The 26958-nt window shown below is 53.8% G+C and carries 28 protein-coding genes and 1 tRNA gene; 17 read left to right on the plus strand and 12 right to left on the minus strand.

Translation table 11 applies throughout. From position 1 onward, the window contains the following. Positions 1-200 precede the first annotated feature (200 nt). From frdA to BN2591_RS16360, 5 genes are all read left to right on the plus strand, one after another. Positions 201-1991 carry a fumarate reductase (quinol) flavoprotein subunit gene (frdA, locus tag BN2591_RS16340; RefSeq protein WP_086873003.1) on the plus strand — a complete coding sequence of 597 codons (1791 nt, stop codon included), beginning with the start codon at positions 201-203 and terminating at the stop codon, positions 1989-1991. After that, positions 1984-2718 carry a succinate dehydrogenase/fumarate reductase iron-sulfur subunit gene (locus tag BN2591_RS16345; RefSeq protein WP_086873004.1) on the plus strand — a complete coding sequence of 245 codons (735 nt, stop codon included), beginning with the start codon at positions 1984-1986 and terminating at the stop codon, positions 2716-2718. The genes frdA and BN2591_RS16345 overlap by 8 nt, the downstream gene beginning before the upstream one ends. A gap of 10 nt (positions 2719-2728) precedes the next feature. Continuing rightward, positions 2729-3124 carry a fumarate reductase subunit FrdC gene (gene frdC / locus BN2591_RS16350; protein WP_086873005.1) on the plus strand — a complete coding sequence of 132 codons (396 nt, stop codon included), beginning with the start codon at positions 2729-2731 and terminating at the stop codon, positions 3122-3124. Between the two features lie 10 nt (positions 3125-3134). Then, a complete protein-coding gene (gene frdD, locus BN2591_RS16355; RefSeq protein ID WP_017459187.1) occupies positions 3135-3494 on the plus strand; it encodes a fumarate reductase subunit FrdD in 360 nt (119 codons plus the stop codon). An 84-nt stretch (positions 3495-3578) separates the two neighbouring features. Then, positions 3579-4109, plus strand: coding sequence for a lipocalin family protein (locus BN2591_RS16360; protein WP_086873006.1), 531 nt, complete (start codon positions 3579-3581; stop codon positions 4107-4109). On the opposite strand, the gene sugE is transcribed toward BN2591_RS16360, so the two are convergent. Next, entirely contained in the window at positions 4106-4423 is a 318-nt protein-coding gene (gene sugE / locus BN2591_RS16365) for a quaternary ammonium compound efflux SMR transporter SugE (protein ID WP_097401612.1), read from the minus strand. The two genes, BN2591_RS16360 and sugE, sit on opposite strands and share 4 nt — an antisense overlap. A 266-nt stretch (positions 4424-4689) precedes the next feature. Between sugE and BN2591_RS16370 the strand changes: the two genes are divergently transcribed. Continuing rightward, the gene (locus tag BN2591_RS16370; RefSeq protein ID WP_086873008.1) at positions 4690-5292 is read left to right on the plus strand and encodes a helix-turn-helix transcriptional regulator; all 603 of its coding nucleotides are present in this window, start codon (positions 4690-4692) and stop codon (positions 5290-5292) included. A 29-nt stretch (positions 5293-5321) separates the two neighbouring features. Here BN2591_RS16370 and ecnB read toward each other — a convergent pair whose 3' ends face one another. From ecnB to efp, 3 genes are all read right to left on the minus strand, one after another. Then, complete coding sequence (gene ecnB, locus BN2591_RS16375; RefSeq protein WP_020456213.1) at positions 5322-5468, minus strand: lipoprotein toxin entericidin B; 147 nt, start codon at positions 5466-5468, stop codon at positions 5322-5324. Between the two features lie 106 nt (positions 5469-5574). Beyond that, the gene (locus tag BN2591_RS16380; protein WP_017459192.1) at positions 5575-5706 is read right to left on the minus strand and encodes an entericidin A/B family lipoprotein; all 132 of its coding nucleotides are present in this window, start codon (positions 5704-5706) and stop codon (positions 5575-5577) included. 59 nt (positions 5707-5765) lie between these two features. Further along, positions 5766-6332, minus strand: coding sequence for an elongation factor P (efp, locus tag BN2591_RS16385; RefSeq protein ID WP_017459193.1), 567 nt, complete (start codon positions 6330-6332; stop codon positions 5766-5768). Positions 6333-6372: 40 nt separating this feature from the next. Here efp and epmB point away from each other — a divergent pair, with 40 nt between their 5' ends. Then, entirely contained in the window at positions 6373-7401 is a 1029-nt protein-coding gene (gene epmB, locus BN2591_RS16390; protein ID WP_086873009.1) for an EF-P beta-lysylation protein EpmB, read from the plus strand. 72 nt (positions 7402-7473) lie between these two features. Here epmB and BN2591_RS16395 read toward each other — a convergent pair whose 3' ends face one another. The 4 genes from BN2591_RS16395 to BN2591_RS16410 form a co-directional block, all read right to left on the minus strand. After that, complete coding sequence (locus tag BN2591_RS16395) at positions 7474-9111, minus strand: methyl-accepting chemotaxis protein (RefSeq protein ID WP_086873010.1); 1638 nt, start codon at positions 9109-9111, stop codon at positions 7474-7476. A gap of 330 nt (positions 9112-9441) precedes the next feature. After that, positions 9442-9795 (minus strand): DUF4156 domain-containing protein, encoded by a 354-nt coding sequence (locus BN2591_RS16400; protein ID WP_086873011.1) that lies wholly within the window; start codon positions 9793-9795, stop codon positions 9442-9444. Between the two features lie 371 nt (positions 9796-10166). Beyond that, a complete protein-coding gene (groL, locus tag BN2591_RS16405; RefSeq protein WP_086873012.1) occupies positions 10167-11813 on the minus strand; it encodes a chaperonin GroEL in 1647 nt (548 codons plus the stop codon). 44 nt (positions 11814-11857) lie between these two features. Then, positions 11858-12151, minus strand: coding sequence for a co-chaperone GroES (locus tag BN2591_RS16410; protein ID WP_007372708.1), 294 nt, complete (start codon positions 12149-12151; stop codon positions 11858-11860). Between the two features lie 241 nt (positions 12152-12392). On the opposite strand from BN2591_RS16410, the gene yjeH reads away from it, so the two are divergent. After that, positions 12393-13649: an L-methionine/branched-chain amino acid transporter gene (gene yjeH / locus BN2591_RS16415; RefSeq protein ID WP_086873013.1), complete on the plus strand. Its 1257-nt coding sequence runs from the start codon at positions 12393-12395 to the stop codon at positions 13647-13649. 36 nt (positions 13650-13685) lie between these two features. Here the strand turns inward: yjeH and BN2591_RS16420 are convergent, their stop codons facing one another. Continuing rightward, complete coding sequence (locus tag BN2591_RS16420) at positions 13686-14156, minus strand: FxsA family protein (protein ID WP_017459199.1); 471 nt, start codon at positions 14154-14156, stop codon at positions 13686-13688. Between the two features lie 337 nt (positions 14157-14493). On the opposite strand from BN2591_RS16420, the gene aspA reads away from it, so the two are divergent. The 5 genes from aspA (at position 14494) to BN2591_RS16445 (ending at position 20051) form a co-directional block, all read left to right on the plus strand. Continuing rightward, on the plus strand, positions 14494-15930 hold the full coding sequence (aspA, locus tag BN2591_RS16425; protein ID WP_020456206.1) for an aspartate ammonia-lyase: 1437 nt from the start codon (positions 14494-14496) through the stop codon (positions 15928-15930). Between the two features lie 112 nt (positions 15931-16042). Next, a complete protein-coding gene (locus BN2591_RS16430) occupies positions 16043-17344 on the plus strand; it encodes an anaerobic C4-dicarboxylate transporter (RefSeq protein WP_086873014.1) in 1302 nt (433 codons plus the stop codon). Positions 17345-17428: 84 nt separating this feature from the next. After that, positions 17429-17752 (plus strand): divalent cation tolerance protein CutA, encoded by a 324-nt coding sequence (gene cutA / locus BN2591_RS16435; protein WP_086873015.1) that lies wholly within the window; start codon positions 17429-17431, stop codon positions 17750-17752. Further along, positions 17728-19428 (plus strand): protein-disulfide reductase DsbD, encoded by a 1701-nt coding sequence (locus BN2591_RS16440; RefSeq protein ID WP_086873016.1) that lies wholly within the window; start codon positions 17728-17730, stop codon positions 19426-19428. Before cutA ends, BN2591_RS16440 begins: the two co-directional genes overlap by 25 nt. A 47-nt stretch (positions 19429-19475) precedes the next feature. Next, positions 19476-20051, plus strand: a complete 576-nt coding sequence (locus BN2591_RS16445; RefSeq protein WP_086873017.1) for a transcriptional regulator — start codon at positions 19476-19478, stop codon at positions 20049-20051. On the opposite strand, the gene BN2591_RS16450 is transcribed toward BN2591_RS16445, so the two are convergent. Both BN2591_RS16450 and BN2591_RS16455 read right to left on the minus strand, forming a co-directional pair. Further along, complete coding sequence (locus BN2591_RS16450; RefSeq protein WP_086873018.1) at positions 20048-20653, minus strand: LysE family translocator; 606 nt, start codon at positions 20651-20653, stop codon at positions 20048-20050. The two genes, BN2591_RS16445 and BN2591_RS16450, sit on opposite strands and share 4 nt — an antisense overlap. Before the next feature lie 38 nt (positions 20654-20691). Next, a complete protein-coding gene (locus tag BN2591_RS16455; protein ID WP_086873030.1) occupies positions 20692-21537 on the minus strand; it encodes an AraC family transcriptional regulator in 846 nt (281 codons plus the stop codon). Positions 21538-21720: 183 nt separating this feature from the next. Between BN2591_RS16455 and BN2591_RS16460 the strand changes: the two genes are divergently transcribed. The 3 genes from BN2591_RS16460 (at position 21721) to BN2591_RS16470 (ending at position 23609) form a co-directional block, all read left to right on the plus strand. Next, positions 21721-21796: transfer RNA gene (locus BN2591_RS16460), tRNA-Phe, on the plus strand. 167 nt (positions 21797-21963) lie between these two features. Continuing rightward, the gene (locus BN2591_RS16465; RefSeq protein ID WP_086873019.1) at positions 21964-22575 is read left to right on the plus strand and encodes a DUF2238 domain-containing protein; all 612 of its coding nucleotides are present in this window, start codon (positions 21964-21966) and stop codon (positions 22573-22575) included. Between the two features lie 80 nt (positions 22576-22655). Next, entirely contained in the window at positions 22656-23609 is a 954-nt protein-coding gene (locus BN2591_RS16470) for a nickel/cobalt transporter (protein ID WP_086873020.1), read from the plus strand. Positions 23610-23644: 35 nt separating this feature from the next. On the opposite strand, the gene proP is transcribed toward BN2591_RS16470, so the two are convergent. After that, a complete protein-coding gene (gene proP, locus BN2591_RS16475) occupies positions 23645-25147 on the minus strand; it encodes a glycine betaine/L-proline transporter ProP (RefSeq protein ID WP_086873021.1) in 1503 nt (500 codons plus the stop codon). A gap of 654 nt (positions 25148-25801) precedes the next feature. On the opposite strand from proP, the gene kdgT reads away from it, so the two are divergent. Then, entirely contained in the window at positions 25802-26800 is a 999-nt protein-coding gene (gene kdgT, locus BN2591_RS16480) for a 2-keto-3-deoxygluconate transporter (protein ID WP_086873022.1), read from the plus strand. Positions 26801-26958 lie beyond the last annotated feature (158 nt).

Genomic DNA, 26958 nt, shown 5'->3' on the forward strand with positions numbered 1-26958 from the left:
TAAACATTTAATGGTGATATCAATCAAGATCGATGACATATCACCGCATAGAACAGCAAAAAAATCGAACGCATCAAATTTCCCCCGAATCTCTACGGTTATACTGCCCTTACCCAAAAAGGAGCAGTGGAACATATCCGCAACTACCTTGAGCGCTTCTGGCTTATCGTTGCGGAACAACAATAATCTGGAGGAATGTCGTGCATACCTTTCAAGCCGATATCGCTGTGATTGGCGCAGGCGGAGCGGGATTACGCACCGCGATCGCTGCGGCGCAAGCCCACCCCAACGCCAAAATCGCACTGATTTCAAAAGTCTATCCCATGCGCAGCCACACCGTTGCTGCGGAAGGCGGCTCTGCCGCCGTCGCCCAGGATCATGACAGCTTCGAGTACCATTTCCACGATACCGTTGCTGGCGGTGACTGGCTCTGCGAACAGGATGTCGTTGACTATTTTGTGCATCATTGCCCGACAGAGATGACCCAGCTTGAACAGTGGGGCTGTCCGTGGAGCCGCCGTCCTGACGGAACGGTCAATGTGCGCCGCTTCGGCGGGATGAAAATCGAACGCACCTGGTTTGCCGCCGATAAAACCGGCTTCCATATGCTGCATACCCTGTTCCAGACATCCCTTCAGTTCCCACAAATCCAACGTTTCGACGAGCATTTCGTACTAGATATCCTGGTCGATGACAACCACGCCCGTGGGCTGGTGGCCATGAATATGATGGAAGGTACGCTGGTGCAGATCCGCGCCAATGCGGTGGTGATGGCAACGGGCGGCGCGGGTCGCGTTTACCGTTACAACACCAACGGCGGCATTGTCACCGGCGACGGTATGGGCATGGCGCTGGCGCACGGCGTGCCGCTGCGCGATATGGAGTTTGTGCAGTATCACCCGACCGGCCTGCCCGGCTCCGGCATTCTGATGACTGAAGGTTGCCGCGGTGAAGGTGGGATCCTCGTCAACAAGAACGGCTACCGCTATTTGCAGGATTACGGCATGGGCCCGGAAACCCCGCTTGGCGAGCCGAAGAACAAATATATGGAGCTTGGCCCGCGCGACAAAGTGTCGCAGGCGTTCTGGCACGAGTGGCGCAAAGGCAACACCATCTCCACGCCGCGTGGCGATGTGGTGCACCTCGATTTACGTCATCTCGGCGCGAAAAAAATCAACGAACGTTTGCCATTTATCTGCGAGCTGGCGAAAGCCTATGTTGGCGTCGATCCGGTCAAAGAGCCGATTCCGGTACGCCCAACCGCGCACTACACCATGGGCGGTATCGAAACCGATCAAAACTGCGAATCCCGTATCAAGGGTCTCTTTGCCGTGGGTGAGTGCTCTTCTGTCGGCCTGCATGGCGCAAACCGTCTGGGTTCGAACTCGCTGGCGGAACTGGTGGTGTTTGGCCGTCTTGCCGGGGAACGCGCTATGGAACGCGCCGCAACCGCAACCGAGGCCAATGACAGCGCGCTGAACGCACAAGCTGCCGACGTGGAAAAACGCCTGAAAGCGCTGGTGAATCAGGACGGCACCGAAAGCTGGGCGAAAATCCGCGATGAAATGGGTGAATCCATGGAAGAAGGTTGCGGCATCTACCGCACGACGGAGCTGATGCAGAAAACCGTGGATAAGCTGGCGGAGTTGCAGGAGCGCTTTAAACGCGTGCGTATCACCGATACCTCCAGCGTCTTCAACACCGATGTGCTTTATACCATTGAACTGGGCCACGGCCTGAATGTCGCCGAATGTATGGCGCACTCCGCGCTGGCACGTAAAGAGTCTCGCGGTGCGCATCAGCGTCTGGATGAAGGCTATACCGAGCGCGATGACGTTAACTTCCTCAAGCACACGCTGGCGTTCCGCGGTGCTGATGGCGCGACTCGTCTGGAGTACAGCGACGTGAAGATCACCACGCTGCCGCCAGCAAAACGCGTCTACGGTGCTGAAGCTGAAGCGACCGAGAAGAAGGAGACGAACAATGGCTGAGTTGAAGAATCTGAAAATCGAGATTGTCCGTTACAACCCGGAAGTGGACAACGCGCCGCACAGCGCTTTTTACGATGTGCCCTACGATGAAGCCACTTCGCTGCTTGATGCGCTGAACTATATCAAAGATAACCTCGCGCCGGACCTGAGCTACCGCTGGTCGTGCCGTATGGCGATTTGCGGCTCTTGCGGCATGATGGTGAACAAAGTGCCGAAGCTCGCCTGTAAAACCTTTTTGCGTGATTACGAGAAAGGGCTGAAAGTCGAAGCGCTGGCCAACTTCCCGATCGAGCGCGATTTGGTGGTCGATATGACCCACTTTATCGAAAGCCTCGAAGCGATTAAGCCCTACATTATTGGTAACACGCGCACGCCGGATCAGGGGCCTAACAAGCAAACGCCGGCGCAGATGGCGAAGTATCACCAGTTCTCTGGCTGTATCAACTGCGGTTTGTGTTATGCCGCTTGCCCGCAATTCGGCCTTAACCCGGAGTTTATCGGCCCGGCAGCAATTACGCTGGCGCATCGCTATAACCTCGATAGCCGCGATAAAGGTAAGAAAGAGCGCATGGGGCAACTCAACAGCCAGAACGGCGTGTGGAGCTGTACGTTTGTCGGTTACTGCTCGGAAGTCTGTCCGAAGCATGTCGATCCGGCCGCCGCTATTCAGCAGGGCAAGGTAGAGAGCTCGAAAGACTTTCTTATCGCCACCCTGAAACCACGCTAAGGAGTGCATTATGACGACTAAACGCAAAGCCTGGGTACGTCCCATGCCATCAACCTGGTGGAAAACCCTACCGTTTTATCGCTTCTATATGCTGCGTGAAGGAACGGCGGTTGCGGCGGTCTGGTTCAGCCTCGAACTGATCTTCGGTCTTTTTTCGCTGAAACATGGGCCGGAAAGCTGGGCAGGGTTTGTGCATTTTCTGCAAAACCCGATTGTGCTGATCCTCAACCTGATCGCGCTGGCGGCAGCACTGCTGCACACCAAAACCTGGTTTGATCTGGCGCCGAAAGCGCAGCTCATTATTGTTAAGGGCGAAAAATTGGGTCCAGAGCCGGTTATTAAAGGGCTTTGGGTGGTAACGGCAGTGGTCACCGTGGTGATCCTGTTTGTCGCACTGTTCTGGTAAGGAGGCCAACGTGATTAACCCGAATCCAAAACGTTCTGACGAACCCGTTTTCTGGGGATTATTTGGCGCTGGCGGTATGTGGGGCGCAATTGTTACACCGGTTATCGTGCTGTTGATTGGCGTGCTACTGCCGCTGGGATTCTACCCCGGCGACGCACTCGGCTACGATCGCGTGCTGGCGTTTGCACAAAGCTTTATTGGCCGCGTCTTTATCTTTTTAATGATTGTATTGCCGGTGTGGTGCGGTCTGCATCGTATCCACCACATGATGCATGATTTGAAAATCCATGTTCCCAGCGGTAAATGGGTGTTTTATGGCCTTGCGGCCATTCTTACCGTCGTTACCCTGATCGGTGTTTTATTTCTTTGATACCAGTCGCTCTCCTGCGTAAGCGGGAGAGCAAATTTCCCGCCAGCGTCTATACCCTAAAGAAAGATCTGGAAGGAAAATCTCATGCGCCTGATGCTGCTTGTCGTGACTGTTATCGCTGCGCTGTTCATCTCCGGCTGTAGTTCTCCCACTCCTCCTGACGGCGTGACCGTCGTACAGAATTTCAATACGCAACGCTATCTGGGTAAATGGTACGAAATTGCCCGCTTTGACCACACCTTTGAGCGCGGGCTGGAAAGGGTCACCGCCACGTATAGTCTGCGCGACGATGGCGGTTTGACGGTAGTGAATCGTGGTTACAACACAGAACGCGGTATGTGGCAGCAAGCCATCGGCACCGCGTATTTCACTGGCGACCCACGCACCGCCGCGCTGAAAGTCTCCTTCTTCGGCCCCTTCTATGGCGGCTATAACATCCTCGCGCTGGACAATGACTACCGCTACGCGCTGGTTTGCGGGCCGGACCGCGACTATCTCTGGATACTGTCCCGCACGCCAACCCTTCCGGCAGACGTAAAACAGCAGATGCTGGACATCGCGGCCCGGCAGGGGTTTGCCGTGGAAAAACTACTCTGGATTAACCAGCCCCATTAATGGGCGCTGAGTTTCAATCCGATAATCCCGGCGACAATCAAACAAAGGCTGAGGATACGCGCCAGGCTCGCAGATTCGCCGAGCAGCACAATGCCGGCGACTGCGGCGCCGACTGCGCCAATACCGGTCCAGATGGCATACGCCGTGCCCACCGGTAATGTTTTCATCGCCCATGACAGCAGCACAACGCTTGCGATCATCGCCGTCACGGTAATGATGCTTGGTGTTAACCGGGTAAAACCGTGGGTATATTTCAGGCCGATAGCCCAAACCACTTCAAGAAGACCTGCAATAAGAAGAATTAACCAGGACATTTTTGGCTCCCGTGCGGGGCCGTCCCCATTGTGAATGAGCACAAACGGGTCGTCCCGTTCGGCGTGTGAAGAGAGGCAAATTTTGCCGATTTTGGCTCGTTATTTCAATATTTTTGTTGTAGCTCAATTTCAGGCGCTTTAAAGCGAGAAATAGCCACTGTTCGCAGCGGAATTCCGGCATTTATCCACCATATCTACCCCCTATGATAAATCCGCTCTCCTGAATTCAGGACGTTGTGCGCCACTCTCTGACTGCGAAGAAAAATATGTTCAAGATTCTCGTGATTGACCGCTGTTACTTCACCCGCACAGGGATGGAATCCTGGCTCAATCAACCCGATTTGTTCCCCGCTTCCTTCCTGGTAACCGCGTTGCATAATCTAATGCTCGCCAAAGAACATATTGTGCAGTGGCAGCCGGACCTGGTGATTGCCGATCTTCACGGATTCAAGAATGAAATCCATCATATTCAACAACTTGCGTCGTTTTTCTCCGTTTGTAGCGATCCCACGCAAGTGATGTTGTTAGAATCTGGCGAAGATGCGCAATTGTCAGAATTTTGCGCGCAGTTTGCTATTCAGGCGACGCTGTTGAAAACAGAACCGCTGGAAAAGCTGGCAAAAATTATCGACGCAATGGTGCTGGCGCGCCCCATCCGTGCAATACCGAAAATCGCTACCCCGCTGCTGACAAAGCAGGAAGAAAAAGTGCTGACGCTGTGGATGGAAGGGAATAATAACCAGGCGATTGCCAATAATCTCAGTATTAACGGTAAGACCGTTTACACCTACAAGCGCAATATCAGAATGAAACTGGGGATGGGAAACCGCTTTACACCGTTCTTATCACTGCCGGAAAACTCAAACTAACGGTACGGCAAGCGCCGTACCGACAGTGATTACTGTTGCGCTTTTGATGCCGCGCCAGAAATCGCGTTACCGCCATCGGAGATATCTTCTCCCACACCACGCGTGGTGTTACAGGCCGTCAGGACTGAGGAAAGAACCAGAACAGAAAAGATCGCAGCAATTGTCTTCTTAACCATAATATCTTCCTTTTGTAGCCAATATTGTTTGTGTATAGCCACTTAAGCATAGACAAAATCCGGGAAGGTTACCGGAACGGAAGCATTTTTAGGAAGAGAGGAAGTTTTAGTTCGCTGCGCGAGAGATGACATGACCCAGGCTTTGGATATCTTCACCAACGCCACGGGCGGTATTGCAACCGGAAAGCAGTGCGCAACTGATAAGAAGTAGAGAGAGGAATTTCGTCAGACGTTTCATATCATCCCTGCCTGCAAAGTTCGACGGCGTAGCACGGTGCTACGCCGACGTCGTGAGGATTATTTCACGCGAGATACGTATTCGCCAGAGCGAGTATCTACTTTAATCACTTCACCAATCTGCACAAACAGCGGAACTTTAACCACTGCGCCAGTGCTCAGGGTCGCCGGTTTGCCGCCGGTACCTGCGGTGTCGCCTTTCAGACCTGGATCGGTTTCAATAACTTCCAGCTCAACGAAGTTCGGCGGCGTAACAGCGATAGGCTGGCCGTTCCACAGCGTTACGATGCACTCAGCCTGATCCAGCAGCCATTTTTCGCTGTCGCCAATGGCTTTCGCATCAGCGGAAAGCTGTTCGAAGGTTTCGTTGTTCATGAAGTGCCAGAACTCACCGTCGTTGTACAGGTAAGTCAGGTTCATATCGACAACGTCCGCGCCTTCTGCGGAATCAGTGGATTTGAAGGTTTTTTCTACACGCGTACCGGTCAGCAGACGACGCAATTTAACGCGTGCGAAAGCCTGGCCTTTGCCTGGTTTAACGAATTCGCTGGCTTCAACCGCATAAGGTTCGCCGTCCATCATGATTTTAAGACCGGCACGAAAATCGTTGCTATAGTAAGTCGCCATAAGGCCCTCTGAAATTGTTAACTGGTAGCTAAGCCACAAAATGGCGCATATTGTAACCCTAAAAACCCCATCCAGAGAAGATTGGTTAATACAACTTGCCGATGTAATCACCGATCCGGATGAACTGTTACGTCTTCTAAAGATAGACACTGATGAAAATTTAATCGCTGGCGGGGCGGCAAAACGCCTGTTTCCGCTGCGTGTCCCCCGCGCATTCGCCGCGCGCATGCAGCCGGGCAATCCGCATGATCCTCTTTTGCGTCAGGTACTTACTTCTCAGGAAGAGTTCATTGTCGCGCCAGGTTTCAGCACCGATCCGCTGGAAGAACAGAGCAGTGTCGTACCCGGTTTACTGCACAAATATCGCAATCGTGCGCTGCTGCTGGTGAAAGGCGGTTGCGCGGTAAATTGTCGTTATTGCTTCCGTCGCCACTTTCCTTATGCCGATAACCAGGGCAACAAACGCAACTGGCAAGGCGCGCTGGACTATATCGCGGTGCACCCGGAACTGGATGAGATCATTTTTTCCGGCGGCGATCCGCTAATGGCAAAAGATCATGAACTGGACTGGCTGCTTAGCCAACTGGAAGCCATCCCGCATATCAAACGTCTGCGCATTCACAGCCGTCTGCCAATTGTGATTCCGGCGCGGATCACCGATACGCTAAGCGCGCGTTTTGCGCGCTCATCGCTGCAAATTTTGCTGGTGAACCACATCAACCATGCGCAGGAGATCGGTGATGATTTTCGCCATGCGATGGCGCAACTGCGTCAGGCCAATGTCACGCTGCTGAACCAGAGCGTGCTGCTGCGCGGCGTGAATGATAATGCGCAAACGCTGGCGGATTTAAGCAATGCGTTGTTCGATGCGGGTGTAATGCCCTATTACCTGCATGTGCTGGATAAAGTGCAGGGTGCGGCGCACTTTATGGTCAGTGATGATGAGGCGCGCACGATTATGCGTGAGCTGCTGACGCTGGTTTCAGGTTATATGGTGCCGAAACTGGCCCGTGAGATTGGTGGTGAACCCAGTAAAACGCCGCTCGATCTGCAGCTTCGTCAGAGCTAAAAAAAACGGCTACGTGATGAGAGCAAACGTAGCCGCGAAACAGACGAGCCTACAGCGGCTCGTCGCTAAAACTTAAAAGGTTTCCCACCCATCATCTCCGCCACCCGCCACTGCCGGGCGCGGCTGTCTGACGGGCAACACTGAAGACCTCACGACAGCCGGTTGTTGGCCTGGCAAACGGAAGACATCAACCAGCTGTTGCAGTTTGGTGGCTTGATCTTCGAGGCTACCGGCCGCCGCAGACGATTCCTGAACTAACGCGGCGTTCTGCTGGGTGGTGGTATCCATTTCGGACATCGCCTGGGCAATCTGCGAAATGCCGCGGTTTTGTTCGTCGGAGGCTGCAGCGATTTCCTGCATCAAATCTTTCACCTGCAGCACCGAGTTCACAATGCCGTTCATGGTTTCACCCGCCAGGTCTACCTGCCGCGAGCCCTCTTCAACAAAGGTGACCGACTCGCTGATCAGCGCTTCAATCTCTTTTGCCGCCTGCGCGCTACGCTGGGCTAATGAGCGCACCTCACCAGCTACCACAGCGAAACCTCGCCCTTGATCCCCGGCTCTTGCCGCTTCAACGGCCGCATTAAGCGCCAGAATGTTGGTCTGAAAAGCGATGCCGTTAATGACCGACGTAATTTCCGAAATACGTTTGGAACTATCCATAATATCTTTCATACGGCTGATGGCAGTCCCAACGACGCTCCCACCTTGCGAAGCGGTATCAGAGGCGGTAAGAGCAAGCTGGCTGGCCTGATGCGCGTTTTCCGCGTTCTGTTTAACCGTGGAGCTTAACTCTTCCATGCTGGCCGCCGTTTCGACCACCGCGGCAGATTGCTGCTCGGTACGCGCCGAAAGTTCATTGTTGCCTAAGGCTATCTCATTGGCGGCGGTATTCACGGAGCCGGAAGCGGCACGTACCATTGCCAGCGATTCAGCCACGCGCTCAACAAGATTATTAAATGCACTGACTGCCTGCCCAATTTCGTCCAAACGCCCGGTCGGTAACGCATGGCTGAGATCCAGTTTTTCGCTGATAGTGACCATGCCATCTTTCATACCGTTCAGTCGACGTTTGATATTCAGCACGGTAAACAGTCCGAACAAACCCAGAATGAGGGTAGCGGCAATCGTCGCCGTTAAGGAGAGAATCATTGCCCGGGAAATTAAATTGTCGCTGTCCTGAACAGCCTTGGTCACTAATGATGAGTTGTACGCCACTTGCTCAGCAAAATCATTAATTAACAGCGCAATATTATCTGCGACAACCCCACCTTTCTGCATTGACTTAATAATGGCAACGCGGTCATTACTTTCTGAGACTTTAAAATACTGGTCCATTACAGAACGGAATTTTTCTAAATCACTTAATGTTTTATTAGATAAATCCTGATCATGTTGGTCAGAAACAAGATCTTTAAGGTAACCCTGGTGCATGGCGTAGAGATCGTCATACAATTTTGTTGCATTCTGTTTTATTTCGGCCATCCCGGCGGGATCGTCCGTCAGACCATGTAAAAAGAGCTGCCCGCGAACTTTTAAGATCTGCATTGTCTCTTTATTCATTGCATCCAGGCTGGGTAAGGTATTTTCCTGAAAATAATTTTGTGACTCACCAATTTTAGACAGTGAAATTATAGCGATAACATTAGTGCCGATGAGGCTTAAGATCAGTAACGAGAAAGCAAGTAACAATCTCTTTGTAATATTCATTAGTAACTCCCGACACCATCATGCATAAAATATTGTTAAATTATACAGTCCCTCGTTTTTTGTCCTGAGATGAGTATCGGCAAGTCGTAATATTACTTTAGTCACTAATGCATTTTTTGGTGAAAAATATATCCAAACCTGTGAATATAATCACATTGGATAAATCTTAAGAAAACTTAATATTCAGGATGATAGAAAAGTTAATTAGCAGAGGAATTATATTCACGCTTATTCATACTTAAATAATTAGAAGCAACCTGTTGAGAATGAAAGCGAGATTATTTTAGATAGTCGTGCCCCGCCATGGCTGACGGGGCACAATTAAATATATCAGTTCGGGCATTTATACACTTGTGCATTCATTTCGCTGGCGGTCGGCACGAAGCTCGATAAGAAGCCTTGTGTTGGGCTTGAGACGCTGTACAACACGTTACCGCCCATCGCCGCCGCCTGATTACGTAACGCATTCGCCGCGCCGCGCATTGAACCGCCCTCCTCACCATGCTGACCAGAGAGCCAGTTGCTCTGTGAACCCGTGGCGGTGCCGAGATACTGGCAGGTTGCCGCCGGCTTCTCCTCGACAAAGCGAACGCTCTGTCCGCCGCTAGTCAATTCATTACTGCTGCTACACCCTGCCAGCAACAGCGAGGCGCCAATAATCCCTGCTAAATGTTTTACGTACATGTTATTCCCCATAATCAATGAGCTGGACGCATGTCGCCCGTGTGTAAACCTTATACTAAAAAGATGACCAAAAGAAAAATGCCGCCATCTCAGGCCGCACAAATTGGGGAAAATAGTGAAAAAAGGCGCGGTGCGAAGTGTAAAAATCCGAGTCATAGAAGGGGCAGTGATTACGCCACAAAAAGGCATATCAACGTACTTAAAAGGTGCTGCAGCCCATTCCATTAAAACCAAAGACAATGGCAGAACCATGACCTGATGCTGATCGCATCCGCAAATCGTGGTTTTAAGTTAAAAAAAAGAGCGGGCCGAAGCCCGCTCTTTTTGGTTGAACTCGCGCCAGGTTGCCCTGAACGCGCGTTCGGCAGCAATTACATCATGCCGCCCATACCGCCCATGCCGCCCATACCACCGGCAGCACCTAAGTCCGGCGCATCGCCTTTCGGCAGGTCGGTCACCATGCACTCGGTGGTGATCATCAGGCCAGCGACGGAGGCCGCGTACTGCAGAGCAGAACGGGTCACTTTAGTCGGATCCAGGATACCCATGTCGATCATGTTGCCGTACTCTTCGGTCGCCGCGTTGTAACCGTAGTTACCGTCGCCTGCTTTCACAGAGTTAGCGACGACAGACGGCTCTTCACCGCAGTTCAGCACGATCTGACGCAGCGGAGCTTCCATTGCGCGCAGCGCAACTTTGATACCCACGTTCTGATCTTCGTTCTGGCCTTTCAGGTCAGCGATTTTGCTGGCTACGCGAATCAGCGCCACGCCACCACCTGCTACCACGCCTTCTTCAACGGCAGCACGGGTCGCGTGCAGCGCATCTTCAACGCGGGCTTTTTTCTCTTTCATTTCAACTTCAGTTGCTGCGCCAACTTTGATAACGGCAACGCCGCCAGCCAGTTTCGCTACACGCTCCTGCAGTTTTTCACGGTCGTAATCAGAAGTGGCTTCTTCGATCTGCTGACGAATCTGCGTCACACGACCCTGAATTGCCGCTTCTTCACCCACGCCATCAATGATGGTGGTGGTGTCTTTGTTGATCACAACGCGTTTAGCCTGACCCAGATCTTCCAGGGTCGCTTTTTCCAGTTCCATACCGATTTCTTCAGAAATCACGGTACCACCGGTCAGGGTTGCGATGTCCTGCAGCATAGCTTTACGACGGTCGCCGAAGCCAGGTGCTTTAACCGCAGCCACTTTGACGATGCCGCGCATGGTGTTCACCACCAGCGTTGCCAGTGCTTCGCCTTCCACATCTTCAGCGATGATCAGCAGCGGCTTGCCTGCTTTTGCAACGGCTTCCAGAACCGGCAGCATTTCGCGGATGTTGGAAACTTTTTTATCAGCCAGCAGGATGAACGGGCTTTCCAGTTCTACTGCGCCAGTTTCCGGCTTGTTGATGAAGTAAGGAGAGAGGTAACCGCGGTCAAACTGCATACCTTCAACCACGTCCAGTTCGTCCTGCAGACCGGTACCGTCTTCAACGGTGATCACGCCTTCTTTACCGACTTTATCCATCGCTTCAGCGATCAGTTTACCTACGGTTTCGTCGGAGTTAGCGGAGATAGTACCAACCTGCGCAATCGCTTTAGAGTCAGAGCACGGAACGGACAGTGCTTTCAGCTCTTCAACCGCAGCAGCAACAGCTTTGTCGATACCACGTTTCAGATCCATCGGGTTCATGCCCGCAGCAACGGCTTTCAGGCCTTCGGTGATGATGGACTGCGCCAGTACGGTTGCAGTGGTGGTACCATCGCCCGCAGCGTCGTTCGCTTTGGAAGCCACTTCTTTCACCATCTGCGCGCCCATGTTTTCGAACTTATCTTCCAGTTCGATTTCACGTGCTACGGAAACGCCATCTTTGGTGATGGTCGGTGCACCGAAAGATTTATCCAGAACCACGTTACGGCCTTTCGGACCGAGGGTAACTTTCACTGCATCTGCCAGAACATTCACGCCGCGCAGCATTTTTACACGAGCGTCATTACCGAATTTTACGTCTTTAGCTGCCATTTTCTTTATTCCTTAAATTCGTTCAGTTTCGTTCGCGCGCGCTGTTACGCTTCCACAATTGCCAGAATGTCGCTTTCGGACATGATCAGCACTTCTTCGTTGTCAATCTTCTCAGCCTTCACACCGTAACCATCGTTGAAAATCACGATATCACCCACTTTCACGTCCAGCGGTTGCACAGTACCGTTTTCCAGGATGCGGCCCTTACCGACAGCGATGATTTCGCCACGCGTTGATTTACCTGCCGCAGAACCGGTCAGAACGATACCGCCAGCAGATTTAGACTCAACTTCTTTACGTTTGACGATCACACGATCATGTAACGGACGAATACTCATTGATAGCTCTCCTTTGAGAAAGTCTTTATCAGTTATGGATGACGCCGGGCCACAAACGGTTATCCGGCTGGTGACCTGAGAGATGGGGTTGGCTTGTTCCCCCTTCAAGGGGGAACAACAAAAAAAATTTGCGAAAGTCTATCCGCGCATAAGCCACCATTGCTGACAGGGGCTGCGGCAGCCATCAGCCAAACTGATTGTGATACCATCGACGCTCCCGACGATAAGCAGACAAAAGACAATGAGCGGATTAAAACAAGAGCTGGGGCTGGCTCAGGGCATTGGGTTACTTTCCACCTCCTTACTGGGCACCGGCGTGTTCGCCGTTCCGGCGCTGGCCGCACTGGCGGCGGGTAACAGCAGCCTGTGGGCATGGCCGTTACTGATTCTGCTCGTGTTCCCGGTCGCCATTGTTTTTGCCGCGCTGGGCCGCCACTTTCCCAGCGCGGGCGGTGTGGCATATTTCGTCGGGATGGCCTTCGGCGCGCGTCTTGAACGGGTAACGGGCTGGCTGTTTCTCTCAGTTATCCCGGTCGGATTGCCCGCCGCGCTGCACATTGCCGCGGGTTTCTGGCAAGGCATGTTTGGCTGGCAGGGGCCACAATTATTGATGACCGAGCTGGGTACGCTGGCGCTGATTTGGCTGCTGGGTACACGAGGCACAGGTTCCAGCGCGAATCTGCAATCGATTATCGCCGGGCTGATCGTGGCGTTAATTGTGGCTATCTGGTGGCGCGGCGGCATTAGTTTCAACGATATTCCCTTTCCGCCGATCTCACAGGTACCCGTTTCGGCGATGTCGGCCTCACTGGCAGTGATGTTCTGGTGTTTTGTTGGGCTTGAAGCCTTCGCCCATCTGGCCTCTGAATTCAAAAACCCCGAGCGGGATTTTCCTCGCGCACTGATGATTGGCCTGCTGCTGGCAGGCTCGGTTTACTGGGCGTGTACCGTGGTGGTGTTGCATTTCGATGCCTGGCGCGCCCAGGGGGCAGCGGCGTCGCTGCCGGTGATTGTCGTCGAGTTGTTTGGTAATCACGCGCTGTGGATTGCCTGCATTATTGGCTACCTGGCCTGTTTCGCCAGCCTGAATACCTATATCCAGAGTTTTGCCCGGCTGGTGTGGTCGCAGGCAGCGTACAAACCGGATAGCGCACTGGCGAAGCTCTCAAAACGCCAGTTGCCCTTGAATGCGCTAAACGCGGTAATCATCTGCTGCATGTTCTGCACGCTGGCGATTTACGCCTTCAACATTCATCTCGATACGCTGATCATCTACGCGAACGGCGTTTTCATCATGATTTATCTGCTGTGCATGCTGGCGGGCTGCCGCTTGTTGCAAGGGCGATTTAAGGCACTGGCGGTACTCGGCAGTGCGTTATGTTTGCTGCTGTTGATCATTCCCGGCTGGAAGAGTCTTTACGCGGTTTTTATGCTGTTGGCATTGTGGCTGCTGCTGCCAAAACGGCGCACAACGTCGATGCATTCCACTCAGCCATAACATAAAAAGAAGCCCGGCATCACCGGGCGTCAGAAATTAGCGATCGTCTTTGTTATCCAGACGATCGCGCTGATCGTCTTTACGTTGATATTCGCCTTCAAAGGTCTGCCCATCTGAACCGCCTGCGCCAAAGCCGCCGCCCGGCATCCGCGAAAAACGCAAATGCGGCATCAGTTTCAGCGTCAGGTGCTTTTGCACTGGCGGCAGCAGTAACAGCAGACCGAGGAAGTCGGTAAAGAACCCCGGCAGCACCAGCAGCAGGCCAGCGATAATCAGCGAAACGCTTTTGATCATCTCCGCCGCCGGGCTTTCACCCGCCGCCATCTTTTGCTGCATCAGCAAGAAGTTCTTAAATCCCTGGTTGCGCACCAGCGACATGCCAATCACCGAGGTAAAGATCACCAGAATCAGTGTCATCAGTACGCCAAAAACATGCGCGACCTGAATAAAGATCGAGATCTCGATGTAAACGTATAAAAAGATTGCAATAAACGGTATCCAGCGCACTGGCTTCTCCTGTTAATGAACAGCCGCTCCAGAGCGTCTGTCGAAATGGGTTTGCAAATCGCATCCTGATCAGATGGTGGCAAATGCGGAAAATTCAATTTCGCGGCGGTTGTAAATTTTTGTCTGTTACGAAGCGGTGACTTATTTCACATATTATTAATTATGATGCATTCACTGGGATAATAAGTGATCCCGATTACGGCATTTCCTCTCCTTCAGCATATAATTTCAGTCATCCGGCCGATTAAGGGGATAATCGTCGGTCGAAAAAGACACATAACCACATTAATATTGTGTGTTTGGTGTATTCATTCGTAGCTTGAAAAAGAAGGTTCACATGTTAAACAACATTCGTATCGAAGAAGACTTGTTAGGTACCAGGGAAGTGCCAGCGGATGCCTATTACGGCGTGCATACTCTGAGAGCGATTGAAAACTTTTATATCAGCAACAGCAAAATCAGCGACATTCCTGAGTTTGTCCGTGGCATGGTGATGGTGAAAAAGGCGGCAGCGCTGGCGAACAAAGAGCTGCAAACCATCCCGAAAAGTATCGCCAACGCTATCGTTGCCGCATGTGATGAGGTCCTCAACAATGGCAAATGCATGGACCAGTTCCCGGTAGACGTCTATCAGGGCGGCGCGGGTACCTCCGTGAACATGAACACCAACGAAGTGCTGGCGAACATCGGTCTTGAGCTGATGGGCCATCAGAAAGGTGAATACCAGTTCCTTAACCCGAACGATCATGTCAATAAATGCCAGTCCACCAACGACGCCTACCCGACAGGGTTCCGCATCGCGGTGTACGCCTCCATTGTCAAACTGGTTGATGCCATCAAACAGCTCGGCGAAGGCTTCGAAAACAAAGCTGTAGAGTTCAAGGATATCCTGAAAATGGGCCGCACCCAGTTGCAGGACGCGGTGCCAATGACCCTGGGTCAGGAGTTCCACGCTTTCAACGTGCTGCTGAATGAAGAAACCAAAAACCTGCTGCGTACCGCCGAACTGCTGCTGGAAGTGAACCTTGGCGCAACGGCAATCGGTACGCGTCTCAACACCCCGGACGGCTATCAGCAACTGGCCGTGCAAAAACTGGCGGAAGTGAGCAACCTGCCGGTCGTCCCGGCGGAAGACCTGATTGAAGCAACCTCCGATTGCGGCGCCTACGTGATGGTGCACAGTTCGCTGAAACGCCTGGCGGTGAAGCTGTCTAAAATCTGTAACGACTTGCGCCTGCTCTCTTCCGGGCCGCGCGCCGGGCTGAATGAAATCAACCTGCCGGAGTTGCAGGCGGGTTCGTCCATCATGCCAGCGAAAGTGAACCCGGTGGTTCCGGAAGTGGTGAACCAGGTGTGCTTTAAAGTGATCGGCAACGACACCACCGTCACCATGGCGTCCGAAGCGGGTCAGTTGCAGTTGAACGTGATGGAGCCGGTTATTGGCCAGGCGATGTTTGAGTCGGTGCATATCCTGACCAACGCCTGCTACAACCTGCTGGAAAAATGCATCAACGGCATTACCGCCAACAAAGCCGTATGTGAAGGCTACGTCTATAACTCCATTGGCATCGTCACCTACCTCAACCCGTTCATCGGCCACCACAACGGCGACATCGTTGGCAAGATTTGCGCCGAAACCGGTAAGAGCGTGCGTGAAGTGGTGCTGGAGCGCGGCCTGCTGACGGAAGCGGAGCTGGACGACATCTTCTCTGCGCAAAACCTGATGCACCCGGCTTATAAAGCGAAGCGTTATACCGATGAAAGCGAACAGTAATTCCGACGGTTAGAAAGACAAAAGGCACGTCCTGAGTGACGTGCCTTTTTCTTTTGGATGGTTACTAAAATATAACAATTCGATATCACTTAGTTAAACAAGGAAGCCAACTATGTTTGCTGCAGAGCTTGTCCTCGTCCTGATTGCTATCTACCTTGGCGCCAGATTAGGCAGCATCGGCATTGGTTTTGCCGGTGGCCTTGGTGTACTGGTTCTCACCCTGTTCTTTCAAATCAAACCAGGGGCGATCCCCTTCGATGTCATAGAAATTATTATGGCGGTCATCGCCGCTATCGCCGCCATGCAGGTAGCGGGTGGTATGGATTACCTGGTGAGCCTGGCGGAAAAAATGCTGCGCCGCCATCCGAAGTACATCACCTTTCTCGCACCGCTGGTCACCTGGTTTATGACCATTCTCGCCGGTACCGGACACACCGCGTTTTCCACGCTACCGGTGATCACCGAAGTGGCGAAAGAGCAAGGTATTCGCCCGTCGCGTCCGTTGTCGATTGCTGTCGTCGCCTCGCAGATCGCCATCACCGCCTCGCCCATCTCCGCTGCGGTAGTCTTTTTTGCTGGCATCCTTGAGCCGCTTGGCGTCAGCTACCTGACGCTGCTGGCGATCTGTATTCCGGTAACGCTGATTGCCGTCATGTTGACGGCGGTGGTCTGTAACTTCCTCGGCTGCGAGCTGAAAGATGATCCGGTCTATAAGGAGCGCCTGGCAAAAGGCGAAGTGAAGTTGCGCGGCAGTCAGGTTTTTGAATTAAAACCTCATGCTAAACGTTCAGTGCTGCTGTTCCTGATTGGTATTGTCGCCGTGATGCTTTACGCCACCGCCATCAGCCCGACCGTTGGATTAATCACCAACCCGGTGCTGCCGCGTAACGAAGCGATTGTGGTGTTTATGCTGACCATCGCCACGCTGATTTGCCTGACCTGCAAAATCGACACTGGCGAAATCCTGAATGCCAATACCTTCAAATCCGGTATGAGCGCCTGTATTTGTGTGCTCGGCGTGGCGTGGCTCGGTGACACCTTCGTTAAGCATCATATTGAAGATATCCAGATGGTGGCGGGCGATCTGCTGCACAGTTATCCGTGGCTGCTGGCGGTAGTGCTGTTCTTCGCCGCCACGCTGCTGTATTCACAAGCCGCGACCACCAAAGCGCTGATGCCTGCCGCGCTGCTGCTCGGCGTCACCCCGCTGACGGCAATTGCGTCGTTTGCCGCCGTTTCCGCGCTGTTTGTACTGCCAACTTACCCAACCCTGCTGGCGGCAGTGGAGATGGATGACACCGGTTCAACGCGCATCGGCAAGTTTGTCTTTAACCATGCGTTCCTCGTTCCCGGCGTGATCGCCATCGCCCTGTGCGTCATACTGGGCTTTATCTTCGGCGGTATCTTGTTGTAAAGGTCTTAAAATCGGGTCGCCCGGCGGCCCGATCCTCTCACTTCGCGTGGTATAGTCGTTGCTTTCGCGCTTACGAGGTTGACGATGAACACGCCTGACGCCGTTGTTGTACTCTGCACCGCCCCGGATGAAGCCACCGCCCAGGATCTGGCGGCCAAAGTGCTGGCAGATAAACTCGCTGCCTGTGTCACTATTTTGCCGGGCGCGACTTCGCTCTATTACTGGGAAGGCAAACTCGAACAAGAGTATGAAGTGCAACTGCTGCTCAAAACCGACGTCGCACATCTGGAAGACCTCTTCGCCAGCATCAAAGCGCACCATCCTTACCAGACCCCGGAATTACTGGCTTTACCCGTCACTCACGGAGATTACGATTACCTCACATGGCTCAACGCATCTTTACGCTGATCCTGCTGCTGTGCAGCACAACCGCCTTTGCGGGCTTATTCGACGCGCCCGGTCGCTCCAGTTTTGTGCCCGCCGACCAGGCGTTTACCTTTGATTTTCAGCAGCATCAGCATGATTTAACGCTCAACTGGCAGGTGAAAGAGGGTTACTACCTTTATCGCCAGCAAATTCGCGTCACCCCGGCGCAAGCAACCCTTGGCGCGTTAACGCTGCCAAAAGGGGAGATGCATGAAGACGAGTTCTACGGCAAAACGGAAATCTACCGCCAGCGCCTGAACCTGCCGCTCGATATCCACGCGGCGGCAAAAGGCGCGACGCTGACCGTCACTTACCAGGGCTGCGCCGATGCCGGGTTCTGTTACCCGCCGGAAACCAAAGTGGTGCCGCTGATGGAAGTCGCGGCGGCAACGACACAGGCACCGGTAAATGCACCGCCAGCCGCAACGCAGGAAACCACCGCAAACCAGCTTCCCTTCTCTGCACTGTGGGCGCTGTTGATCGGTATTGGTATCGCGTTTACGCCGTGTGTGCTGCCAATGTACCCGCTGATTTCCGGCATTGTGCTTGGCGGCAAACAGCGCCTTGCCACGCCGCGCGCGCTGCTGCTGGCGTTTGTCTACGTGCAAGGGATGGCGCTCACTTATACGGCGCTGGGGCTGGTAGTCGCAGCGGCGGGTTTATCATTCCAGGCGGCGCTGCAACACCCGTACGTGCTGGTTGGCTTGTCGGCGCTGTTCACGCTGCTGGCGCTGTCGATGTTCGGCCTGTTTACCTTACAGCTTCCTTCTGCGCTGCAAACCCGCTTAACCCTGTGGAGCAATCGCCAGCAGGGTGGCTCCGTGGGCGGGGTGTTTGCCATGGGCGCGATAGCCGGGCTGATTTGTTCGCCCTGCACCACCGCGCCGTTAAGCGCCATTCTGCTCTATATTGCGCAAAGCGGTAATCTGTGGCTCGGCGGCGGCACGCTCTATCTTTACGCACTCGGCATGGGCCTGCCGCTGATCCTCGTGACCGTCTTTGGCAACCGGCTGCTGCCAAAAAGCGGGCCGTGGATGGAACAGGTCAAAACCGCTTTTGGCTTTGTGATCCTCGCCCTGCCCGTCTTTCTGCTGGAGCGCGTACTCGGTGACGCGTGGGGGCTGCGGCTGTGGTCACTGCTCGGCGTGGCATTTTTCGGCTGGGCGTTTATCACCAGCCTTGGCGCGAAGCGGAGATTTGTTCGCGTGCTGCAAATCGCACTGCTCGGCGCGGCGCTGGTTTGCGCACGTCCGTTACAGGATTGGGCGTTTGGCGTCTCCACCGCGCAAACGCACTCGCCGCTGGCGTTCACGTCCATTTCGACCGTCGACGATCTGAACCAGGCGCTGGCGCAGGCTAATGGTCGGCCGGTCATGTTAGATCTCTACGCCGACTGGTGCGTGGCCTGTAAAGAGTTTGAGAAGTACACCTTTAGCGACGCCCGTGTGCAGGCGGCGCTGAAAGATACCGTGTTATTGCAGGCCAACGTAACGGCCAACAACGCGCAGGACGCCGCGCTGCTGCGCCAGCTCAATGTGCTGGGTCTGCCAACGATTCTGTTTTTCGACGCGCAAGGCCATGAGCAACCGGCTGCCCGGGTGACCGGGTTTATGGACGCCGCCGCGTTCGCCGCGCATTTGCGCAATCGCGCCCCGTAAACAACACTTGGTGGGGGAATGAGCTTCAGATAACGGAGGATATCACCGTGCAACGCGAAGACGTTTTGAGTCAAACTTTGCAATTACTTGAATTAAGAGGGATTGCGGACACCACTCTTGAAATGGTTGCCGAGCGCATCGACTATCCCATCGATGAGTTCCGCCGTTTCTGGCCAGACAAAGAGGCGCTACTGTATGACGCGCTACGTTATCTCAGCCAGCAGGTGGATGTCTGGCGCAGGCAACTGCTGTTAGACGAAACGCTCAGCAATGAGCAAAAACTGCTGGCGCGCTACGGCGCGCTCACGGAGTGCGTGAGCAATAACCGCTATCCGGGTTGCTTGTTTATTGCCGCCTGCACCTTCTTCCCGGACCCGGCGCACCCCATCCATCAACTGGCGGCTCAACAAAAGCGTGACGCCCATGACTTCTCGCATCAACTGCTGACGCAGCTTGAAGTGGACGATCCGGCGATGGTGGCGAAACAGATGGAACTGGTGCTGGAAGGTTGCCTGAGCCGGATGATGGTTAACCGCAGCCAGGCCGATGTCGACACCGCCCAGCGGCTGGCGGAAGATATTTTGCGTTTTGCCCGCTGCCGCCAGGGCGGCGCACTGACCTAAGCGCCCAGAAATCCCGCCCAGGCGGAGAACAACAGGCACAGTGCCATCACTCGCTGAAACCAGAGCAGCGATGTGGTGGTGCGAAACAGCCGGTTGACCGCCTTGCCGAGCAGCGTCCACGCGCTCAGGCACAGCAGTGAAATCAGCAAAAACCACAGCGACAGTAACGACACCTCGCGCAACGGATGCGTGCCGTGTGGGGCAAAGAGGCTTACCACCGCCAGCGCCATCATCCAGGTTTTCGGGTTTATCAATTGCAACAACGCCGCCGCACGGCCGCTAAACGGTCGCTGCGCTTCGCCCTGCAAATCGGCGGCGGGCGCGGTAAATAATTGCCAGCTCAGCCAGCTTAACCACAATGCGCCCGCCCAGCTCATCACCTCACGCACCAGCGGATAGCTGCGCAGCACTTCGCCCGCTCCCGCACCGGAAATAAATACAATCAGGCTGGCCGCCACGCAGGCGCTCACCACCGCAGGCAACGTCGCTTTGATGCCAAAGCGCTGGCTGCTGGTCAGGATCAAAATGTTGGTTGGGCCAGGGGTTATCGACGCCACAAAGGCGAAGAGTAAAAACGGCAGATAGCTATAAAACAGGTTCACAGGCAGGCTCCTTATTTAATGAGCCTTAGACTGTCGCGTTATTTGCTGTCGTCGTCTGGAAGATTTGTGCACAGCCTGCGGTAGTGCGCGGGCGAAAGGCGATACGCGCGCTGGAACCAGCGTCCAAGATGGCTTTGATCGGCAAACCCCAGCGCGGCGGCGACATCGGCTGGCGTCTCCCCTTTCGCCAGTTGCGAACGTGCGGTGGCCAGCCGCAGTTGGATCAGCCAGGCGTGCGGACTTAAGTGAAACTCGCGTTTAAAGCAGCGTGTCAGCGTAAAACGATCGGTTCCCGTTTCCCGCGCCAGATCCGAAAGTCCAACGTTATCGCCAATGTGCGCATGCAGATAATCACGCGCACGGTGTGCAATGGCTGTGCTTTGCAACTGTGACGGCAGCCGTTTGCGCCACAGGCAGTGGTGCGTAAGCTGGCTGAGCAGCCCATCCATGGCGCTTTGCTGGACGATGCGCATCTCTTCGCTGTGCAGTGCGTAAAAGGTGTGCGCAATCGCGCGAATCAGTTGCGGTTCCCTGGCGATAGTGTGGGAAAAATGCAGTGAATAACTGGACGGCATCGATTCATACAGGCCGCGTAACGTGTCGCTGAGCCAGCGGTCATCAAGGTAAAAGGTCAGATAAGTAAACCCGCCTTCTACCGGTGCGTCACCGTCATGAATTTCGCCCGGTTCCAGCAGAAAGGCATCGCCCGGCGTACTGCGATGGCGCTCCCGCCGACAGTGAAACTGCTGCGTACCGGAAAGCGTAATGCCCACCAGGTAGCTGTCGTGCCAGTGCGGATCGTACGCGTGCCCTTCAAAATGGGCGCGGATGGTTTCAATTCCCGTGTCCGCGTGTTGCCGCAGTTCCAGCCAGTCTTTCGCCATATCGCCTCCAAAGTGACACCGGAAATCAGCATTCATCTCCTTAAGGTAAAAGTCTGGAAGATTTGTGCAAGGGTCGATTTGTGCCGCGCAATTGTTCAGATTGCCGTAAAGTTGAGCAACTGGATAGAATTGAAGGAAATAAAGTTGACGCCTTAATACGATTAAGGTTTAATGCGCCCCGTTGCCCGGATAGCTCAGTCGGTAGAGCAGGGGATTGAAAATCCCCGTGTCCTTGGTTCGATTCCGAGTCCGGGCACCACTTATTCAGAGAACCCGCCCAAAAGGCGGGTTTTTGCTTTTGGGGATACGTACGCCTGGCCCATTAACACGTCCTCTCCCTGACCTGCTTTTCGCGGAAAATCGCAGCGCCTTGTTTTTCCACGCTATCACGCCGATAGTGTCTCTTTTGCCGAAACGGACATTCAAATGGTTAAAAGCGTAAATCGCACTTCGCTATATACAGCGGCATTGGTGCTGTTACTGATCCTGATTTATACCGGTTGGTTTGCCAAAGACCGGGTGACCTGGCTGATGGAAGTGGTGCCGGTAATGATTGTCGTGCCGTTGTTGCTCGTGACCTGGCAGCGTTATCCGCTGACATCGCTGCTGTATGTGCTGATCTTTTTCCATGCCATCATTCTGATGGTCGGCGGCATGTATACCTACGCGAAAGTGCCGATCGGCTTTGATGTGCAACAGCTCTTTGGGATAAGCCGTAATCCCTATGACAAACTCGGCCACTTCTTTCAGGGGCTGGTGCCCGCGCTTGCGGCCAGAGAAATACTGCTACGCGGGCAGTATGTGCGGGGCGGGAAGATGCTCGACTTTGTCGTCTGCTGTATTGCACTGGCGATTAGCGCCACCTATGAACTCATTGAGTGGTGGGCAGCGCTGGCGATGGGTCAGGGCGCCGACGAGTTTCTCGGCACCCAGGGCGATCCGTGGGATACCCAGTCGGATATGTTCTGCGCCCTGCTCGGCGCGCTGACCACGGTGCTGGTTCTGGGGCGCTGGCACAAACGCCAGCTCAACATGTAAGACAAATCGCGGCGAAGACTGGAGCCAACGGTATTCGCCGCCTATACTCCGGGGATCCCCCCCCCAACGCCCACACGCTTATGACTACGCAACTCCTCACCCGAGACTGGCGCTTGCCCGCCGCCGTTGCCCTGCTGGCGGTGGTGCTGGCTGCGGCCTTCGCTTTACATGCCCACTGGGCCACCTTTTTGCAATGGTGCCTGGCAACGCAAATCACCCTGCACCGCTATCTGGTGATGTATTTGCTGCAACTGAATAACCACCAGTACAGCGGCGGCTTATGGCTGCTGACCGGCGCTTTCTTTTATGGCGTACTGCACGCGATTGGCCCCGGCCACGGCAAGTTTATTGTTACCACCTGGCTTAGCACCAACAACGAAAGCCAGACCGCGACGCGTGTCATTCCCGTGCTGGGCAGCCTGATGCAAGGCGTAAGCGCTATTCTGTTCGTCTTTATTCTGGCGGTCGGTTTCAACCTCGCATCCGGCGATCTCAGTGAAAGCCGCTGGTACGTTGAGAAAATAAGCGCGGTAATGATTGGCGGTTTTGGGGCGTTTGTTGTCTGGAACGCGCTGAAAAGCCTGAAGCCGCGCAAACTGACTATCCACTCGCTTACGCCCGCCCATCAGCATGATGATCTGTGTAGCTGCGGCCACCACGGTGTTGGCGTTAGCACACAAGGTGACTGGAAAACGCGTCTCGGCGTGATCCTCGCTATCGGTGCACGGCCGTGCAGCGGCGCAATCATGATTTTGCTCTTCGCCAACGCACTGGGCATCGTGAGTTGGGGTATTGCGGCGGTGATGACCATGGCGGCCGGCACGGCACTGTCGATCGCCGGATTGTCGCTGGCGGTGCGCTATGCGCGTAACAGCACGGCGGCGTTTTTTGGCGGTGAGGCAAGCACGTTAAACCGGTTGGTTCCGGTGCTGAAAATCGCCGGTGGTGTGGCGCTGATCCTGTTCGCGCTGGTGCTGTTTTTAACGGTCATTCCGGTGAGTGCGAACGGAGATTATATAGCGGCGGGATGTTAAAAAAGCCCGGATGGCGATGCCATCCGGGATGGGTATTACTCGTTTATTTTTGGATGTTGCTGCACCAGTCGCGCACGCTTTTCCTGCAACTGCGCGATCTCTTCATCGATGTCTTCGATTTTCTGCTCAATATTATCATGATGTTCCTGCAAGATTTCCCGCGCTTCCTGCAGATCCGACGCCGCCGGGGTCGCCCCTTTCAGCGGTAGGTTCGCCGTCTCTTTCATCGTCAGGCCGGTAATCAGGCCAACCACCGCAACCACCATCAAGTAATAGGCAGGCATCAGCAGGTTGGCTGAGCTTTCCACCAGCCAGGCCGTCAGCGTCGGCGTCAGACCGGCAATCAGGATAGAGATGTTAAACGCGCTCGCCAGCGCACTGTAACGAATATGCGTCGGGAACATCGCCGGCAGCGTCGAAGCCATTACGCCGGTAAAGCAGTTCAGCACCACCGCCAGCATCAACAGACCCGCGAAAATCAGGCCAATGATGTTGCTGTTAATCATAATGAAGGCCGGGATAGCCAGCACAAACAGCGCAATGCTGCCCAGAATGACAAACGGACGGCGGCCAAAGCGGTCACTCAACAGCCCCATTACCGGCTGCACAAACAACATACCAATCATGATGGCAATGATGATCAGCACGCCGTGGTCTTCGGAATAGTGCAGGTTATGTGACAGGTAGCTTGGCATGTAGGTCAGCAGCATGTAGTAGGTCACGTTGGTGGAAATCACCAGACCAATACAGGCCAGCAGGCTGCGCCAGTGTTTAGTTGCAATCTCTTTAAACGAGACTTTCGGCCCATCCTGCAGCCCCTGGCGATCGCCCTGCTCCAGTTTGTCGACGTGCTGCTGGAACGCCGGCGTCTCTTCCAGCGCGTGGCGCAGATAGAGACCAATTAACCCCAGCGGCAGCGCCAGGAAGAACGGGATACGCCAGCCCCAGTCGAGGAAGTTCTCTTCACCGACAATGGTAGAGAGCAGAACGACTACGCCCGCGCCGAGCACAAAACCGGCGATGGAACCAAAATCCAGCCAGCTGCCCATAAAGCCGCGTTTTCGGTCCGGCGAGTATTCGGCGACAAAGATCGATGCCCCGGTATATTCGCCGCCCACCGAAAAGCCCTGCGCCATCTTACACAGCAGCAGTAAAATCGGCGCCCAGATACCAATGGTGGCATACGACGGAATCAGACCAATACAGAAGGTACTGACGGACATGATCACTATCGTTATCGCGAGGATTTTTTGTCGGCCGTATTTATCGCCTAACATGCCGAAGAACAGGCCGCCTAACGGACGAATCAAGAACGGAACGGAGAAGGTCCCAAGCGCGGCAATCATCTGCACGCTGGGGTTTGCATCGGGGAAAAACACCTTACCAAGGGCGTAGGCCACAAAGCCATAAACGCCGAAATCAAACCACTCCATGGCGTTGCCTAATGATGCGGCGGTAATCGCTTTACGCAATTTGGCATCATCAATAATGGTCACATCACGCAAGGTGATGGGTTTAATTTTTTTCCTTTTTAGCATGCATCTATTCCTCTTTAGACTTTCGCCCTGAACCGCCCGGCGTACTCTCCCTGCCGGGCGTTTTAAATGGCTTTTCAGCCTTCCTGTTCAAGCGTAGCAGGTTTACTTACACGGACTGTTTAAAGCCTGTACAACCGAACCTGTTGACGCCTGCCGGGCAGTGAATGACCTTTTTACCCTAACAGGGTTTAAAAATGTGATCAAATTCACATAGTTTTCCCCCGCAATAATCCCTCTCACAGTTTTAACGCTTTTTCTCTCCTCGGGAATAAGAAACATCTAATGCGCAGCAGGCGGAAAAAACACCGGTAATCACCCTCGTGATTATTACCTTCCTTGCCATCTTCCCCATATATTTCTTCACAACTCATTTACAGCAAAAATAAATAAACAAATATCAGATTATCTTTACGCAAAATATGTGATCGAAGTAACTAAAACATTGTTTCATTCTTATTGAATAGATATTCCATTGATCGGATGATAACGACATAAACCCGCACAATGGCGCAACACAACGTCTTTTGATGCGGCGACCAGCGGCAATCGATAGCGAATGCCCTGCCTGAGAAATTCTTTAATGAATTGAAATTACGCACTTTTAATTTTTAGCTTTCCTCGTTCATGGTGAATGACGAGCAGTGAGGATTTATTATGAAAATCAAGGCCACGATAGAACGCATTCCTGGCGGGATGATGCTGGTTCCGCTGCTGTTAGGCGCAATTTTGAATACGCTGGCGCCGGATACCGGTGCTTATTTCGGTTCATTCACCAAAGGGATGATTACTGGCACGGTACCCATTCTTGCCGTGTGGTTTTTTTGTATCGGCGCATCCATTGATTTACGTGCTACCGGTACTGTTTTACGTAAATCCGGCACATTGGTACTCACCAAAATCGCTGTCGCCTGGGTAGTTGCCATGATCGCCGCGTCGTTTATTCCGGATACCGGCATCCAGACTGGATTCTTCGCCGGGCTTTCCGTGCTGGCGCTGGTGTCAGCGATGGATATGACCAACGGTGGTTTGTACGCGAGCCTGATGAACCAGTACGGCAGTAAAGAGGAGTCCGGTGCATTTGTGTTGATGTCGCTGGAATCCGGCCCGCTGATGACCATGGTGATCCTCGGCTCCGCCGGTCTGGCCTCGTTTGAACCACACCATTTTGTGGGCGCCGTGCTGCCGTTCCTGATTGGTTTCGCGCTGGGTAACCTCGATCACGATTTGCGCGCTTTCTTCAGTAAAGCAACGCCGGTGCTGATCCCGTTCTTCGGCTTCGCGCTGGGTAACACCATCAACCTGAGCGTTATCATGCAAACCGGCCTGCTGGGCATCTTCCTTGGCGTCGCGGTGATTATTATTACCGGTATTCCGTTGATTATCGCCGACCGCGTCATCGGTGGCGGCAACGGAACGGCAGGTGTCGCTGCCTCATCTGCGGCGGGCGCAGCGGTGGCGAACCCGGTGATTATCGCGCAGATTAACCCGGCGTTCGAACCGGTTGCCGCATCCGCAACCGCACTGGTCGCCGCGAGTGTGATCGTGACGGCCATTCTGGTGCCGATTATCACCGCGCTGTATGCGAAACGCTTCGGTGATGTGCCGCAAGCGAAAGAGGAAGCAGAGAACCCCGTCGAGTCGACAGGACACTAAACGATTTTCGAACAAAAAAGCCCCGTCAGGGCTGACGGTTCCCCATAAATAAAGACAGGCATAGAAGGTTGTGATCTACTTAGTGTTCCACCAAAAAGTAAGGTCACACCTCTATGCCTGCTTCACAAGTTTGCCATAAATTTTTCAGCCAGTCCCTG

It is taken from the genome of Kosakonia pseudosacchari (assembly GCF_900184035.1).
Lineage (GTDB): Bacteria > Pseudomonadota > Gammaproteobacteria > Enterobacterales > Enterobacteriaceae > Kosakonia > Kosakonia pseudosacchari.

Bases quoted from the DNA above. Each gene is read 5' to 3' on its own strand.
- BN2591_RS16345 (WP_086873004.1), top strand. From the start codon at position 1,984: ATGGCTGAGTTGAAGAATCTGAAAATCGAGATTGTCCGTTACAACCCG.
- frdC (WP_086873005.1), top strand. From the start codon at position 2,729: ATGACGACTAAACGCAAAGCCTGGGTACGTCCCATGCCATCAACCTGG.
- BN2591_RS16360 (WP_086873006.1), top strand. From the start codon at position 3,579: ATGCGCCTGATGCTGCTTGTCGTGACTGTTATCGCTGCGCTGTTCATC.
- sugE (WP_097401612.1), bottom strand. From the start codon at position 4,423: ATGTCCTGGTTAATTCTTCTTATTGCAGGTCTTCTTGAAGTGGTTTGG.
- BN2591_RS16370 (WP_086873008.1), top strand. From the start codon at position 4,690: ATGTTCAAGATTCTCGTGATTGACCGCTGTTACTTCACCCGCACAGGG.
- ecnB (WP_020456213.1), bottom strand. From the start codon at position 5,468: ATGGTTAAGAAGACAATTGCTGCGATCTTTTCTGTTCTGGTTCTTTCC.
- BN2591_RS16380 (WP_017459192.1), bottom strand. From the start codon at position 5,706: ATGAAACGTCTGACGAAATTCCTCTCTCTACTTCTTATCAGTTGCGCA.
- efp (WP_017459193.1), bottom strand. From the start codon at position 6,332: ATGGCGACTTACTATAGCAACGATTTTCGTGCCGGTCTTAAAATCATG.
- epmB (WP_086873009.1), top strand. From the start codon at position 6,373: ATGGCGCATATTGTAACCCTAAAAACCCCATCCAGAGAAGATTGGTTA.
- BN2591_RS16395 (WP_086873010.1), bottom strand. From the start codon at position 9,111: ATGAATATTACAAAGAGATTGTTACTTGCTTTCTCGTTACTGATCTTA.
- BN2591_RS16400 (WP_086873011.1), bottom strand. From the start codon at position 9,795: ATGTACGTAAAACATTTAGCAGGGATTATTGGCGCCTCGCTGTTGCTG.
- groL (WP_086873012.1), bottom strand. From the start codon at position 11,813: ATGGCAGCTAAAGACGTAAAATTCGGTAATGACGCTCGTGTAAAAATG.
- BN2591_RS16410 (WP_007372708.1), bottom strand. From the start codon at position 12,151: ATGAGTATTCGTCCGTTACATGATCGTGTGATCGTCAAACGTAAAGAA.
- yjeH (WP_086873013.1), top strand. From the start codon at position 12,393: ATGAGCGGATTAAAACAAGAGCTGGGGCTGGCTCAGGGCATTGGGTTA.
- aspA (WP_020456206.1), top strand. From the start codon at position 14,494: ATGTTAAACAACATTCGTATCGAAGAAGACTTGTTAGGTACCAGGGAA.
- BN2591_RS16430 (WP_086873014.1), top strand. From the start codon at position 16,043: ATGTTTGCTGCAGAGCTTGTCCTCGTCCTGATTGCTATCTACCTTGGC.
- cutA (WP_086873015.1), top strand. From the start codon at position 17,429: ATGAACACGCCTGACGCCGTTGTTGTACTCTGCACCGCCCCGGATGAA.
- BN2591_RS16440 (WP_086873016.1), top strand. From the start codon at position 17,728: ATGGCTCAACGCATCTTTACGCTGATCCTGCTGCTGTGCAGCACAACC.
- BN2591_RS16455 (WP_086873030.1), bottom strand. From the start codon at position 21,537: ATGGCGAAAGACTGGCTGGAACTGCGGCAACACGCGGACACGGGAATT.
- BN2591_RS16465 (WP_086873019.1), top strand. From the start codon at position 21,964: ATGGTTAAAAGCGTAAATCGCACTTCGCTATATACAGCGGCATTGGTG.
- BN2591_RS16470 (WP_086873020.1), top strand. From the start codon at position 22,656: ATGACTACGCAACTCCTCACCCGAGACTGGCGCTTGCCCGCCGCCGTT.
- proP (WP_086873021.1), bottom strand. From the start codon at position 25,147: ATGCTAAAAAGGAAAAAAATTAAACCCATCACCTTGCGTGATGTGACC.
- kdgT (WP_086873022.1), top strand. From the start codon at position 25,802: ATGAAAATCAAGGCCACGATAGAACGCATTCCTGGCGGGATGATGCTG.